The organism is Pseudothermotoga elfii DSM 9442 = NBRC 107921, assembly GCF_000504085.1.
Lineage (GTDB): Bacteria > Thermotogota > Thermotogae > Thermotogales > DSM-5069 > Pseudothermotoga_B > Pseudothermotoga_B elfii.
Genome location: NC_022792.1, coordinates 252,179 through 266,838 on the forward strand (window position 1 = coordinate 252,179; position 14,660 = coordinate 266,838).

11 protein-coding genes are annotated in these 14,660 nt (G+C 37.5%); 6 read left to right on the forward strand and 5 right to left on the reverse strand.

Annotated elements, in window-relative coordinates; all coding sequences use genetic code 11:
* Position 1 precedes the first annotated feature (1 nt).
* A complete protein-coding gene (locus TEL01S_RS01180) occupies positions 2-1,729 on the reverse strand; it encodes a proline--tRNA ligase (protein ID WP_012002297.1) in 1,728 nt (575 codons plus the stop codon).
* Between the two features lie 84 nt (positions 1,730-1,813).
* Between TEL01S_RS01180 and TEL01S_RS10805 the strand changes: the two genes are divergently transcribed.
* Positions 1,814-3,835 (forward strand): HD domain-containing phosphohydrolase, encoded by a 2,022-nt coding sequence (locus tag TEL01S_RS10805; protein WP_070104236.1) that lies wholly within the window; start codon positions 1,814-1,816, stop codon positions 3,833-3,835.
* 39 nt (positions 3,836-3,874) lie between these two features.
* Positions 3,875-5,230 (forward strand): aminopeptidase, encoded by a 1,356-nt coding sequence (locus tag TEL01S_RS01190; protein WP_028843510.1) that lies wholly within the window; start codon positions 3,875-3,877, stop codon positions 5,228-5,230.
* Between the two features lie 23 nt (positions 5,231-5,253).
* On the opposite strand, the gene TEL01S_RS01195 is transcribed toward TEL01S_RS01190, so the two are convergent.
* The 4 genes from TEL01S_RS01195 to TEL01S_RS01210 are packed head-to-tail and all read right to left on the reverse strand — an operon-like array spanning position 5,254 to position 9,097.
* Positions 5,254-6,312 carry a hypothetical protein gene (locus TEL01S_RS01195; RefSeq protein WP_028843509.1) on the reverse strand — a complete coding sequence of 353 codons (1,059 nt, stop codon included), beginning with the start codon at positions 6,310-6,312 and terminating at the stop codon, positions 5,254-5,256.
* Positions 6,309-7,259, reverse strand: coding sequence for an outer membrane protein assembly factor BamD (locus tag TEL01S_RS01200; RefSeq protein WP_148202126.1), 951 nt, complete (start codon positions 7,257-7,259; stop codon positions 6,309-6,311). The genes TEL01S_RS01195 and TEL01S_RS01200 overlap by 4 nt, the downstream gene beginning before the upstream one ends.
* Positions 7,260-7,304: 45 nt before the next feature.
* Positions 7,305-8,225, reverse strand: coding sequence for a hypothetical protein (locus TEL01S_RS01205; RefSeq protein WP_012002302.1), 921 nt, complete (start codon positions 8,223-8,225; stop codon positions 7,305-7,307).
* A 56-nt stretch (positions 8,226-8,281) separates the two neighbouring features.
* Complete coding sequence (locus TEL01S_RS01210; protein WP_012002303.1) at positions 8,282-9,097, reverse strand: M55 family metallopeptidase; 816 nt, start codon at positions 9,095-9,097, stop codon at positions 8,282-8,284.
* A gap of 86 nt (positions 9,098-9,183) precedes the next feature.
* On the opposite strand from TEL01S_RS01210, the gene TEL01S_RS01215 reads away from it, so the two are divergent.
* The 4 genes from TEL01S_RS01215 to TEL01S_RS01230 all read left to right on the forward strand — a co-directional run bounded on the left by TEL01S_RS01215 (position 9,184) and on the right by TEL01S_RS01230 (position 14,630).
* Positions 9,184-10,239, forward strand: coding sequence for a C40 family peptidase (locus TEL01S_RS01215; RefSeq protein ID WP_012002304.1), 1,056 nt, complete (start codon positions 9,184-9,186; stop codon positions 10,237-10,239).
* Positions 10,240-10,325: 86 nt separating this feature from the next.
* On the forward strand, positions 10,326-12,836 hold the full coding sequence (locus tag TEL01S_RS11010) for a glycosyltransferase (RefSeq protein ID WP_070104237.1): 2,511 nt from the start codon (positions 10,326-10,328) through the stop codon (positions 12,834-12,836).
* Positions 12,833-13,780 (forward strand): NAD-dependent epimerase/dehydratase family protein, encoded by a 948-nt coding sequence (locus tag TEL01S_RS01225; protein WP_028843508.1) that lies wholly within the window; start codon positions 12,833-12,835, stop codon positions 13,778-13,780. The genes TEL01S_RS11010 and TEL01S_RS01225 overlap by 4 nt, the downstream gene beginning before the upstream one ends.
* The gene (locus TEL01S_RS01230; protein ID WP_028843507.1) at positions 13,761-14,630 is read left to right on the forward strand and encodes an NAD-dependent epimerase/dehydratase family protein; all 870 of its coding nucleotides are present in this window, start codon (positions 13,761-13,763) and stop codon (positions 14,628-14,630) included. The genes TEL01S_RS01225 and TEL01S_RS01230 overlap by 20 nt, the downstream gene beginning before the upstream one ends.
* Positions 14,631-14,660 lie beyond the last annotated feature (30 nt).

The window sequence follows — 14,660 nt, forward strand, 5'->3', positions numbered from 1 at the left end:
TTTACACCCTTTCGTGCGGATTGTATTCTTCAAGCATCTTGAAAAGAACCGAATTAATTTTACTTAACTCTGCGCTTACTTTGATACTTTTGGAGCTGTTTCGTGATTTTAGTTCCACCATACCTTCTTTAAGGCTTTTTCCTACAGTTATTCTTAAAGGAAAACCTATCAAATCGGCATCTTTGAACTTCATTCCTGGCGAGATGTCTCTGTCATCAAGCAATACATCTATTTCTGAACTTAACAGAGAATTGTACAACTTTTGTGCGAAAATCCTCTGATCCTGATCCTGAGCTGATACGACAGTTATTATCAATTCAAAAGGAGCAACAGATCTTGGCCAGAGGATACCATCTTCATCGTGCAATTGTTCTACAATAGCTGCCATAGTTCTTGAGATACCCCAGCCATAGCAACCCATAATGAAGGGTTTTACTTCTCCTTTATCATCCATGTAAAGGGCATTCATGGCTTTTGAGTATTTTGTTCCCAGTTTGAATATCTGAGCAATTTCTATTCCTTTCGAACCTGTCAGCTGTTCACCGCAAACTGGGCATGGATCGTTTGGCTGGACTACTCTGAGGTCTGTGTAGGAATCTGGTGAAAAATCCCTTCCAACATTTGCATTTATATAATGATAGTCTTTTTTCATGCCTCCCACGACCACATTTTTCATATATTTGATTCCACAATCAGCAACTACATGGACCTTTTCAATGCCGACAGGTCCTATAAAACCAATAGGCACCCTGAAGGCTTGCAAGACTTCGTCTGGTTCGGCAAGTCTTAAAGATTGATCGTTCACATGAACCTTCAATTTTTCGATATTGAGTTCTCTATCTCCCTGAATCAATGCCATGACGAAACCATTTCTCCCGATAAATAGTAAAGATTTAACTATTTTGTTTTTTGAAACATTCAAAAACTCAGCTACCTGTTCCACAGAACGAACATTCGGTGTATGAATCAGCTCAACAGGTTTTTCTATCTCCTCATCGCGGTGGTATTTACCTCTGTAAGGAGCCTGCTCATCATTCGATGAATATCCACATTTTTCGCACTTCAAAAGATTTGTTTCACCTACTGGGGCGAAACTAACAAATTCGTGTGATTCATTGCCACCAATTGCTCCCGAGGCTGCTTCTATTATGATGTATTTCAAACCTATTTTTTCTGTTATCTTTCTATAAGCATTCTTGCAGGCCTCATAAGTTTCATTCAGTGATTGATCGCTATCATGAAAGCTGTAGCCGTCTTTCATGATAAACTCTCTTGCCCTTAGAAGACCAAATCTTGGTCTTATTTCATCTCTGTATTTCGGACCTATTTGATAAAGAAAAAGAGGTAGTTGTTTATAAGAACGAAGTTCATCTTTAACCATGTGTGTGAATACCTCTTCATGAGTTGGACCAAGTGTGAAATCTCTCTCATGCCTGTCTTTGAGTTTCATCATCTCTGGTCCATAATCATCCCAGCGTCCTGTGGTTTTCCAGAGTTCTGCCGGCTGAATCACTGGCATTGAAACTTCTTGGGCTCCTATCTCATTCATTTCTTTTCTGACGATTGCCTCGATTTTTGAAAGAGTTCTCTTTGCCAACGGAAGATACGAATAAACTCCCGCAGCAATCTTTCTTATAAATCCAGCTCGATAGAGGAGTGCGTGGCTTATTACCTCTGCGTCGGCAGGGGCTTCTTTTAGAGTTGGTGCATACAGTTGGGAAAATTTCACACTTACACCTCCAGTCTTTGAGAAATTATATCAAGCTATTGTGATAATATTGACATTGGATTGATTAACATGGAGAGAGTTTTTGTGAAAATTAGATGTTTTACTGTTTTATTAATCTTTATATTTGTAACAGTTTTTGCAACTCAGACACTGATATTTGTCAGCGGGGACTTTTATCCTCCTTTCATCTTTAAAGATGAAAAAGGAAATATAGTTGGAATTTCCGTTGATATATTACATTTGCTTGAGAAAAAAATAGATGTGAAGTTTGAAATAAAACTTTTGCCATTCTCGCAAGCTCTTGAAAAATTAGAGCGATCAGAAGCAGATATGATCAATTTTATTTTTAAAACCCCCCAGAGAGAACAACTGTTTCTTTTTTCCGATCCGATCTTCAATGTTGAAAGCAGGGTCTATTTCAGAAAAAATTTGAATATAAAGAACTTTTCAGATCTATCGCGGTATGTAGTGGGAGTTGTTGAAAAAGATGCAAATGAGCAATTGCTCAGGCGAAAAGTTTCTTCAGTCTCTTTCAAGTATTTCAAAAACATGGAAGAGTTAATGTATGCAATTAGAGAGAACCAGATAGATGTTTTTCTGATGGAAAATCTAACGGCGCAATATTATTTAATTAAATACGATATATTCCATCTTTTCACTTCTCTTGAACCCATTTCAATCCAGCAGATCTACTTTGCTTTTCCAAAATCAAAACCACAGATTGCAGAACTCATAAACAGCGGTCTGGCAAAGATAAGTGACAGCGATCTTGAAAATATAATATCGCCGTTTGTCAGGACAACTCGCCTACTCCCTGACTGGGCATGGTATGTAATATTCATAGCAATAGCCTGTATCATAGGAGTTTTCGGTGTTCTAATTGTTGTGAATCGATACCTCTCTAAGCAAATTCGGAAGCGAACAGAGGAATTGCAAAAAAGAAATGAAGAACTACTTTCAGCAAATGAAGAACTCGATGCTTTGAATCAGGAGTTGAGAGCCTCATTTCAAGAATTAGAATCTCTCAACGAAGAATTGCAGCAAACCAACAAAATCTTGCAGGAGAAATCTGAACAGGTTTTAAAATTTCAAAATGCTTTTCTCGAACTCTTGGACATTTCATCAAAGATGACTTATGAATCAATACAGGAGAAAGATTTTCTTTTCACACTGTTAAAAACATTCAAAAACTATGCAGATAATTTGCGGCATGTTGGAGTTGCCCTCAAATCGAGCGAGTTTGGTAAAACTCTTATTTTACTGTGCAAAGACAGTGATGATTTCGTGATTGAAAGGATAAGTGAATTGATCGATTTTCAAAGTGAATCAGTTCATGAAAGTATTCTGAATGTGGCGAGGAGGATGTGTGGAAAAGATATAGTGGAAAACTGTTCTATTCATGTTATTAAGACTTCTTCAGAAGTCTACGGTGTTCTTTTTTATGATTCAGGGAAAATTGCCAGCGAAGTTAATACAGAAAAACTGTCGTCTTTGATAGCCACATTTTTATCTTTGCGCAGTTATGTCAGAGAGCAGGGAATCTTTCATAGAAGGTTGTTAACAGTTATGACCAAAGCCTTGGAGTACTATGATTTTTACACGAAAGGTCATTCTGAAAATGTTGCAAATTATGCGGCAAAACTGGCTGAAAATCTTAGTCTTGGTAAGGAGATTGTGAGAAAGCTTTATTGGGCAGGTCTTGTACATGATGTCGGAAAAATCTTTGTCCCTCAGCAGATTCTGAATAAAGACGGCTTTCTTACCCCGGAAGAATATGAACGTGTGAAAATCCACCCGGTGAAAAGTTATGAGTTGCTGGTGGCTGCGGGGCTTGGGGATCTTGCAAAAATAGTACGGCATCACCATGAACGCTACGACGGAGAGGGGTATCCCGATGGTCTGACAAAAGAAGAAATCCCATTAGAATCAAGAATATTGTGTGTTGTGGATAGTTTTGATGCAATGACAACAGATAGACCATACAAAAAAGCATTGAGTGTTAAAGAAGCGAAAATCGAGATTGAAAATTGCTCTGGTTCTCAATTTGATCCGGATATAGCCAGAAAATTCATCGAGTTACTTGACAGTGGTGAGATAAAGCGCTAAGGCGCATTCATAGACATCGAAGGAGGTGTTGTTGTGGCTTTGAGGTTTTCACCAAAAAACGTATGGCATGTTCGCAATCGGGATGAGATCGAGCTATTCAGCAAAGATTATGCTAAGTTCATTGATTTTTCAAGAACAGAACGAATGACTATCTCGCAGGCAGTTTTGATGCTCGAAGAAGCAGGGTATGTACCAATAGAAAAATTCGATGGAAATTCAAACAAAGTATATGCAGTCAACAGAGCAAAGTCTTTGATAGCACTGAATATTGCAGGAAGGCTTGAAGAGGGCGTTAACTTAATTGCAGCGCATATAGATGCTCCAAGGCTTGATTTAAAACCACAGCCAATCTTTGAAGAAGAAAAAATAGCTCTTGGAAAGACTCATTACTACGGAGGTGTGAAGAAGTATCAATGGTTTGGTTTACCTCTGGAACTTCATGGCTACATTGTTAAGGATACAGGGGAGGTTGTAGAAATACACATAGGTCAGTGTAAAGACGATCCCGTTTTTGTCATACCTGACCTGCTTCCGCATCTGGATAAAAAAGATAGTTCTATCGAAGAAAAATTTGATGCAGAAAAACTTACTGTTGTCTTTGGCAGTATTCCTCTTGCTGGCCAGGAGAAAGAAGCTGTTAAAACTTACGTGTTAAAACTTTTGAATGAACGATATGATTTAACTGAAGAAGATTTTGTAAGTGGTGAATTTGAACTCGTACCGGCGTTAAAGACGAGAAGTGTCGGATTTGACGAAAGTTTTCTGGGCGCTTACGGCCACGATGATAGAATATGTGCCTATACAGCTTTGAGAGCTTTGATAGAAGTAGAAAATCCTGTAAGATCGTGTGGTGTTATTCTGTTTGACAGAGAAGAGATAGGAAGTGAAGGTAACGCTGGAGCAAAGGCCAATTTTTATGCCATGTTCCTGAAGAGACTTCTCAAGATTCAGGGGTGTACAGATACTTCTCTTGGAATAGATGAATTATTTGCAAAAAGTTTTGTTGTATCGGCTGATGTTTGCCCGGCGGTAGATCCAATGTTCAAGGAAGTGCACGATCCAACAAATGCCGCGAGAGTTGGCCATGGCATAGGAATTGTCAGGTACACGGGTAGCAGAGGAAAGTCAGGTTCCAGCGAGGCTCATGCAGAAATTGTCGGAAAAGTGAGGAAAATCTTAAACGAGGAAAATGTTGTTTGGCAAGTGGCAACAATGGGAAAAGTTGATAGAGGGGGCGGAGGAACTGTTGCCAAATTTTTAGCCGAACGTGGAGTTTGCGTTTTGGATATGGGACCGGCTTTGCTTGGAATGCATTCACCATTCGAGCTTGTTTCAAAAGCTGATTTATTTGAAACTTACAGAGCTTATAAAGCTCTCTTAGAAAGATTTGAATAAAAAAGGGGACATTTGTCCCCTTTTCAAAATTTTGTATCGAAGCTCAGAATGTACCTTTGCTCTCCCATAATACCTGCGTGTTTGGAATATTCATACACATATGCCGTGAACCCTATTTTAACAAATGGTATATCAAGCTTTACACCACCAGTAAGCCATCCGGCGTGCAACCCACCAAAAAGTTTTACAATACCAAAATCTGTGCTCAATCCTAAATTCAATTTTCTGTATATAGATTTTTCCTGATTGAGAAGATCCTCAAGCTCTGCCGCAACAGTTAAAAATTGCCAGTTGTAAGATGCACCAATTGATAGGATATACCTTGAAGAATTAATCAGTACATCGTTTGAATTATAAAAAAGACTGGCACCGAATCTGAAATTACTAATGTCATATATTACTCCAGCGGAAGCTGTAAAGAACAAATTATTTATGTTCGAGAAGATTTTGTTCACGTCATCTGGGACAATATTTTCAAATGAATTTTCGTCAAGTAAATTAACAGATGCTGGATAATCTGTCCCGGTAGCAGGCACGAGAAATCCTGCCATTCCTCCACCGACCGAAGCTCCAATTTTCAAATTTGAAATTTTGAACGAGCCCCCAAAAACGCCAAAATAACTCGCCCAGGCACCTAATTCAACATCCTCAACTCTCATGAGAGACAGATTCCAAAAAGCACTTGTCTGAAAAGCGCCCATACCTCCAAGTGAGATATTTCCTAATTTCGACCCGTATCCTGCAGCAATATTCCAATCGTAGCTGTGCACGCCCTGCATTGAGACGAGAAACTCTGTATCACTGGCTAACTCTGTTATAGAAGATGGGTTTGAGATGTATGGGAAAAGTTTGGAAATTGACATCACATTGTTTGAAACACCTATTGGTGAAATAATTTCAAAACCAGGCGTATACAGAGCCGGGTTTAATATCAAAGCTCCTAATCCCTGGCTTGTCGTGACATATGTTCCCCCCATACCAAGATTTTCAACAGGTTTGAAAAATCCGGGGGAAACTTCCCACTGATAGGAAAACGCAGTGACAAACAACAAGCACAAGATCAGGATCATGAATTTTTTCATTCTGCATCACCACTCAACAATTCAAAAAGATCTGGTAGATAATGTGCGTCATACAGATCCTGAGTAGCTGGTGCGTCTGGCAAATCAATATCGATATCCAGTGTTGTCAGAATATCTGTTAATATATCGTATGCCCATACGAATTCATCACAGGAGTTTTCATCATGATACAACCCACTTTGGGTATTGCTTGCATATTCTGTGAAGGAAGCAGGGCTGGTGATGGTATTCTTTACGAGATCTTCGTCGGTTATAACTCCGTCATTGTCGATGTCTAAAACCAGGTTTAACATATAACATATATCATACCATGCGCAGAAAGCTGCATAAATCATGCTTGCATCATCTGTTGTAGATATCAGGGCGTAATAGCCAGAGGTAAGAAATTTTAAAAGTTCGGCGTTATCCATAAAACTGGCGACAGATGAGACTATTGTGCCGGCTTCAGATTCCAGGATCTCCCAGAGGTTTTCTGAACTTTTCATGCTTTTTGGAAGATAATCTCCAATGTTAAAGCCAAGTTCCTCAGCAACTTCGCTCAGATCGTCAATCACCTCGTTTACACTTTTTTCAGATTTGCTGGCAGATGCTTCCAGGAGAACTTTCAAAGCTTCAACCGCTGTTTCATTGAGCTCATCTTTTTTCTCGTACAGGCTCTGAGCAAATTCGTACAGAGTACTTGTTGAATCAAGAAGAGAAGTCAATTGCTCGTTTGTGAGATTAAGTCCAAGAATATTGTTTAGAACTGAACCTGATAGAGCAATAGCTTTCGTATAATCTTTAGAACTGAGAGCGTTTTTCGCATTTTCCAGTTTTTGTTCATCTGTTCCACTCGATAGAAGTGATTGAAATTCCAGATCTCCAAACAAGTTGAAAGCGCAGGATGATAGCAACAAAATCGACGCCACGATCAACCAGAGTGTGGTAATTGTTTTCAATTTCATCATACCACCCCTTTCCAAAATCAGATGATACTACAGTAAACGGTTTTATTATACTTTTAAATTTATCTGGTGTATACTTTTTACTTGTCCATCTTCTGTTAGATAAATGCCTGTATTTGTTATAACTCCATCATGAATATCGAAAGGTGTTTTCACAAATTCCAGATAAATTGCCCCTATGTTGGTTTCTTTCAATGTCATGAGCTTTGATTTCCCATTCTGGTCAGCAAACCAGACTTTCAATTTTGCAAAAACGCTGTCCGATTCGTCAATCCAGTTATTTCCATCCTCGTCGTATCTGGCAAGCTCTAAAAAGCCATTTCCTGTCCTGGGTCCGAATAATTCTAAGCCGTTTTCGATGACGCCATTCTGATTCAGATCGAGTGCCAGGAAAGCCCCGTTTTCTGGAAGGTGAATTTCATCGGTCACATTATCCAGATCGAGGTCTAATTTCACTTTTTTATCGGAGAATTCGACTGGCACATTTGAGAAATTCAGCAAAAGAGGATCCTGTAAATTTTCATGCATGGAGAGATTGATTTGCCTTGTAATTTCAAGCGATCGGCTCATCTTCAGAGAAATTTCAAATTCTAATTTTCTGCCGTCGTTTGAAAAAACAGTACCTTTTGCAGCAAAATGCAGTTTTTCTTCCTCAATGTATTTTTCTCTGATATCGTATATAACATTTGAGTCAACTGGCAGGTCTGGTTCCTTAGTTCCAGAATTTTGCGGTCTTTCTTCAAATTCAAGTACAAAGATTCTGATCTTTTTTCCTGTAAATTTCTCCAGTAAAAATTTTATGAGTCTTAGTTTTAGTTTATCTTCATCACTCAATCTTATTTCAAACAGATTTGTGTCTGCTTTTGCAGCCTTAATATTATTTATTGTTCTGTACCTCCCGGTTCTTTCGTAAAATTTCACATGTGAGTGATAACTTTTCATGTTTACATACGAGCTTTCAATTTTCATTTCTTCACCTCGACAATAATATCGGCTAAAATGAGAAAAACTGGAATTTTCACGGATTATTCAACCGACGAAGCCAATGTTATACAGGCCCTGAAGACCTTATAAGCCTGCATATATGTCGAAGCTCTGTATATTACAGTCCTTGCATCTTTTCTCTCAACTCCAGGTATAAGCAGGGACATCTCGGCAAAAATTGATTTTATAAAGCAAATTTCTAATTCAACCGGTTCTTTCTCTACAGTTGGTTTGAATTTCTTTATATTTTCAAGTGCTTCTTTCACGCCTTTTTTTATTCGTTCTTTACTCACTTCGAAGGGGTAAATTTTTGCTGAATATCTGCCACATGCTTCTTTCACAACTACGCCAACAAAATCATTTAATTCTTCTTTTGCACATTTTATTGTGTTTTGATCGCCAGTGATGAGAACAACGGGCACATTAAAGCATCCGGCGAATCTTCCGTTTAGACCAGATTCACTCAATGTTTTTCCGTTCACTTTTGTGTAAAAAACCTTGCCTGTGTAGGTATGATCCATTATAGCTTCGGTGCCGGCTTTCGCATGGTAGCCTATAAGAAAAACCCCATCGAATGTTTCGTCAATACCCTGCATCATGCTAAAAGGCTTTGGACTCCCGCTAATCAAAATGGCCCCGGGGTGAAGTTCTTCAATCAGTATATTGTCCATATTGTTGTGTGAATCATTTACAACAATTTCTGTGGCACCAGATTCAATTGCAGCTTCCACAACGGTGTTGATTTCCTTTGTCATAAGTTTTCTGAATCTTTCGTATTCTCTGTGACCGGGTTCAACATGTGATAAATTAACAACACCAGATATGCCTTCCATATCAGCTGATATAAATATCTTCATGGATTTTCCTCCTCTCAGAATATATACTTAGTTTATAGTGTTTTTTTGATTTTTCAAAAAGATTGAACCCAAAGGAGAGTTGTCAGATGGTTGTGAAGGAGCTCATAGAGTCGTTTAAGAGAGAAAATAAAATTGATGAGAGGGAACAGATATTTTCTGTCCTGCCTTCGATAGAAGGATCCACAGTCCTTTTAAAAGGTTTTGTGGGGGAGCAGAGAGTAAAAAATCTTTTGATTCAAAAAATACTGGAGAATTCAAAAATGAATGTTTTGGATCAGATAGAGCTTTTGCCTGAGAAGAAATTTTTGAATATGTATGGAATTGTTAGAAAATCTGTTGTAAATCTTGTAAAAACCCCAGAAACGAACGATATAGTGACCCAGGCGCGCATGGGTGATTTACTGAAATTGTTTAAATGTGTAAATGATTGGTATCTTGTGCAGATGGAAGATAATTACATTGGGTGGCTTGATAGTTCAGGTTTCGTGATATATGATGAACCGTCGATTAACTCATATCTGGTAAATAATTTTGCCGTAGTCATTTCAAAATTTGCAGCTGTTGAGGATTCGTCTATGGTAGAAAAAATAGTGCAAGGCACGGTATTACCATATTTAAAGGTTAGTGAAAATTACGTATGGTTACTTTCGCCAGATAAGGAGCAATTGAAAGTGAGAAAAAGTGATGTTACTCTTCATTCAAGTAGAAAAGAGGTGTTTTCAGTTTTTAGGGATGCCGAGTACATTATAAATATAGCCAGACAGCATACAGGACTTGCTTACCTCTGGGGAGGCACTACTTCTTATGGTTTCGATTGTTCTGGATTTACACAGTTTTGCTTCAGAATGGGTGGATATTTTCTCAGAAGAGATGCAGATATGCAATTTGAGCAGGGTTTAGAGATAAACAGTAAAGAAGACATGATGCCTGGAGATCTTGTTTTCTTTCAGACATACAAACCCGGTCCATCACACGTTGGTATTTATATCGGTAACTGTAGGTTTATTCATTCTGGGAGTAATGGAGTTACAATCAATAGTTTTGCTGAGAAAGATGAAGATTATTCTTATAAACTTGACGTTAATTATATTGGATCCAGAAGAATAATAGGCGCAGAAAATCTTCGCCATCCTTTTGATTAGATAGATTAGTTTTATGGGAATCTTTCAGTTGAGTGTAGAACTTTAAAATGAAAAGTGAAGTAGCAGCAATTTTGGGAGTGTTAAAGATGGAAATATTTGAAAAGATATCTCGATTGATTCAGTCAAAGGACTTTTCAAAAGCAAAAGAATTAGCTCAAAACATTCCTGATGAAATTGATAAAAATAACACGCTTGGAGTTATATCTTTCTATGAAGAAAAAAATGACGATGCCATAAATTTTTTTGAAAAAGCGTTGAGAATAAATCCAGCACATTCAGATGTGCTTTTCAATTATTCAAAAGCACTTTTTGAAAAACAGAATTATTTTGAATCCTGGCGATATTTAACAAGAATACCCAAAAAAACATGGGAAATTTATGACATGCTCGGTGATACACAGTTAAAACAGGATAACCCGGCCATGGCATTACATTATTATAAAAAGGCTTATGAAATGTCAAGCATCAAAGAGCTTAAAGAAAAATATGACTCTATCAAAGAGCAGCACTTTAAAAACGAGAAACTCGCTATCTTTTGTCTTCCCAATATAGATAATTTTATAAAAGACATTGCAGAGATCTTATCAAATATTTACAAAGTAAAGCTTGTTGTGACAACTGATAGTAAACAAATTGTTGAAGCTTACAACTGGGCAGATATTATCTGGCTGGAGTGGGCAAATGAAATGGCAGTACAGATAACAGGCAGAATGAACAAAACGGGAAAAAGAGTCATATGTAGACTCCACAGTTATGAAGCTTTATCTACTTATCCAGAAAAAATGAACTGGCAAAATGTTGATATTCTGATCTTGGTCGCCGAACATATGAGAGAAATTCTTGAAATCTACCACAATGACACATACAGAAAAATAAGTAATATGATCAGAATAATTCCCAACGGAATAGATCTGAACAAATTTGTTTTCAAAAATCGCACTCCCGGATTTGACATAGCAGTTGTTGCCCATATAAGCCATAAAAAAGATCCCGCGGCGTGGCTTCAGGTAGCAGGCATGCTTAAGAAAATAGATAGAAGGTACGTTCTTCACATTGCTGGAGAATTTCAGGAGCTGCGTTATGCAAATTACTTCAGGCATTTTATTGAAGATGCAGATCTTGAAAGAAATGTCAAGCTCTACGGCTTTGTCAAGGATATTAATGCATTTCTTGAAAATAAAAATTATCTTCTGTCAACGAGCATTCACGAGAGCTTCGGTTACAACATCGCCGAAGCCATGGCAAGAGGAATAAAACCGATAATACACAACTACAGTGGTTCAAAAGAACAATGGCCAGCTGAATTGGTCTATAGTTTTATTGATGAGATACCGGCAATGTTAGAGAATGAGTATTCGTCAGAAAAATACAGAAGTTTCGTAGAGAATAAGTTTTCCATTGAGAAACAGATCAAGAACATTGTAGAAGTTCTTAATTTGCTGCGGTGTACACAATCAAAGGTCAATAATGAACAAATGCTGTATGGATCATCTAAGTTCACTGCAAATTATTGCAACCTTAAAGGCGTTTTTTCGGAAAGTTTTGTTTCAAAATGCTACGAAACAATCGACTCTTACAACCAAAAAAATCGTGATAACCTCGATAATTCTACCAAAGTGGTTGTAGATACAACCATAAGAAAGCCATTAGTGAGCGTTGTGACACCGGCATACAACGCTGCTGAATTTCTTGAAGCTCTTGCAAATAGTCTGTCAAAGCAATCTATCTTTCGAGATCTGCAATGGGTTATTGTTGATGATGATTCTAAAGACGACACACAACAATCTATAGCAAAACTTTGCAAACAATATAAAGACATGTCTATCAAAGTCTTAAAAAACGAAAAAAATGCAGGTGCAGCTTATAGTTTGGAGAAAGGTTTCGAACACGCGAATGGGGAGTATGTAGCCTGGGTTAGTGCTGATGATTATTACATAGATGACAGGAAGCTGGAAAAAGATGTGAATTTACTTGAAAATTCCTTCGACGTTGTGTTTTCGAAATACAGTTTATTTGGAAGTTCTCCAGGGAATGCGAAAAGATACGAAACGATATTACCAGATAATAGTACAGAACTTTTCATTCGCATAACTCTCAGTAATAATTTAAATGGCTCTTCGGTTGTTATGAAAAAAGAACTCTACGATCGAGCTGGCGGTTTCGATAAAATGCTCTGGAATGTTGATGGAGATTATGACCTTTTTTCAAAATTGATTCTCTGTGGCGCTAAGATTGGATTGAGCGAAAGTACGGTATTTAACAGAACGCATTCTGGACAGACTTCTTCTCGAAGTATTCTAATGAAAGTTGGTTCGTCCCTAACTCGAAGCAGGTTCTTCAGGATAGATCATTTAAGAACACTTATAAAGGACAAGATTTTCGGAGCTGGCAATGAAAGAATAATGTATTCACTTAGCATCAGATTCCCTTTGTTTTTTTTGGATTTATATAGAGAATCGATACAAATACCTGATTTTGAGAGATCATCAATCAAGAATTTGATAGAACACTATAATAAATTAGTAGATTTTCTTTTTAGTTCTGAAGCATTCAAAGTTTTTTTATGCAATTACACAATGAAGGAGGAAAAATTATGAAAATATTGCTAACGGGTGGCTTGGGTTTCATCGGTAGGATGTTAAAAGTCAAACTTCAGGCTAAGGGACATGAGGTTATTGCGCTCGATTTACAAGTTAGAGATTATGATGATTACGTTCGTGCCGATGTGACTGAATTTCTTGATCTCTGGAGAACTGCAAAGACTTTTGATAAATTTGATTACGTTGTCCACATGGCTGGTGAAGTGGGAAGACTTGTTGGCGAAGAACATCCACATAAGATGATTCGAGTTAATGATATTGGGACCTTGAATGTAATTCATATTTGCATGGAAATGGGATCAAACCTGGTGTATTTCTCCACTTCAGAAATTTATGGAAGGTTACTTGATATTCAAGAAGTAACAGAAGAAAGTGTAAACCATCTTTCTCCATTTATGCTTAGTAATGTTTATGCAATTAGCAAGTACTTTGGGGAGGCTCTTGTGAACCACTATGTGACAAACTACAACTTAAAGGCTGTCGGTATAAGACCTTTTATGGTATATGGTCCTGGAGTTATTTCAAGTAAATATAAATCGGCGATTGACCAGTTTATATATAACGCACTAACGGGGAAAGAATTTTACGTGCATAGAGGTTCTGAAAGAGCCTGGTGCTACATAGATGATTTCATTGATGGAGTTATGCTTGTTTTGGAAAAACATGAGTTTAAAGATAATGTGTACGAGGCTTATAATATCGGAACACAGGAGTATAAAACAATGGAAGAAGTTGGAGAAATAGTTTTAAAATACACGAAAGCGCCAAGAGAATTGATGAAAATAGTCGAACCGCCGGAAAAATTTCTAGTAACAAGAAAAAGGTTTTCAAACAAAAAGCTATTAAATTTAGGTTTTGAGCAGAAAGTACCTCTGAAAGAAGGTATAAAAAGAACTATCGAATGGCACAGGAGTGTTGTAAGTGGTAACAATAATTGGTAGCGACGGCTTTATAGGTCATCGTGTAAAAAAATGGGCAGAATACCTGAAAATAAATCATACCGGAGTGTATTTTGAAGACAAAGAAAAAGGAAATATACATTTTGAAGAGTACATAGGTAGCGAGTTATTAAAGGAAACAGATACCTTAGTGATAGCAGCGGGGAACTCCAATCATAATCTGCCGCGGCACAATTTTACCGAGGCTCTCAAAATGGATTTGAGCTACCTTGAAAAACTTGAGAAAGCAGAATTAAGAGCAGATATAGTTTTTCTATCAAGTGCGGCGGTGTATTATGGGCACGAAGGAAAGGTTGATGAAGAAACATCGGTTGAACCACTGGATTACTATGGATTGAGCAAGCTTTATTCAGAATATATGGTAAGGCTTATAGCAGGAAAAACAGGAAAAAAATTGATCATTTACAGATTAACAAATGCATTTGGAAAAAACGAGAAAAGAAAAAGACTGTTTGACAACATAATAGAATGCATTAAGACAGGAGCACCGCTGAAAATAACAGGTAAAGGTGAGTCATATATAAATCCGGTACCAGTAGAAAAAGTTGCTGAAATACTAATTAAAAGCGCATTAGAGATCAGAAAAGCTCTCGGTGAAAAAAAGCTCGAAGTGATAAATCTCACTTCAAAAGAAGAAGTCAGGGTTATTGATATAGTAAAGAGCATTGAAAACAAATATGACTTGAAATGGGTGTTCTCTGGACAGGAAGAATCACCGGTAAAATTTATTGTAAAGAGTCGTAAACTGGAAAATTTTTTGACCCGGCTTGGAATCGAAATAGAACCATTGAATAGAAGTATAGAAAGATTTCTCGTATCATATGGATTATAAGGTTTGAATAATTCTAATCGCGTTTTTTCT

Bases quoted from the DNA above. Each gene is read 5' to 3' on its own strand.
- TEL01S_RS01195 (WP_028843509.1), bottom strand. From the start codon at position 6,312: ATGAAAAAATTCATGATCCTGATCTTGTGCTTGTTGTTTGTCACTGCG.
- TEL01S_RS01215 (WP_012002304.1), top strand. From the start codon at position 9,184: ATGGTTGTGAAGGAGCTCATAGAGTCGTTTAAGAGAGAAAATAAAATT.
- TEL01S_RS11010 (WP_070104237.1), top strand. From the start codon at position 10,326: ATGGAAATATTTGAAAAGATATCTCGATTGATTCAGTCAAAGGACTTT.
- TEL01S_RS01225 (WP_028843508.1), top strand. From the start codon at position 12,833: ATGAAAATATTGCTAACGGGTGGCTTGGGTTTCATCGGTAGGATGTTA.
- TEL01S_RS01200 (WP_148202126.1), bottom strand. From the start codon at position 7,259: ATGATGAAATTGAAAACAATTACCACACTCTGGTTGATCGTGGCGTCG.
- TEL01S_RS01210 (WP_012002303.1), bottom strand. From the start codon at position 9,097: ATGAAGATATTTATATCAGCTGATATGGAAGGCATATCTGGTGTTGTT.
- TEL01S_RS01205 (WP_012002302.1), bottom strand. From the start codon at position 8,225: ATGAAAATTGAAAGCTCGTATGTAAACATGAAAAGTTATCACTCACAT.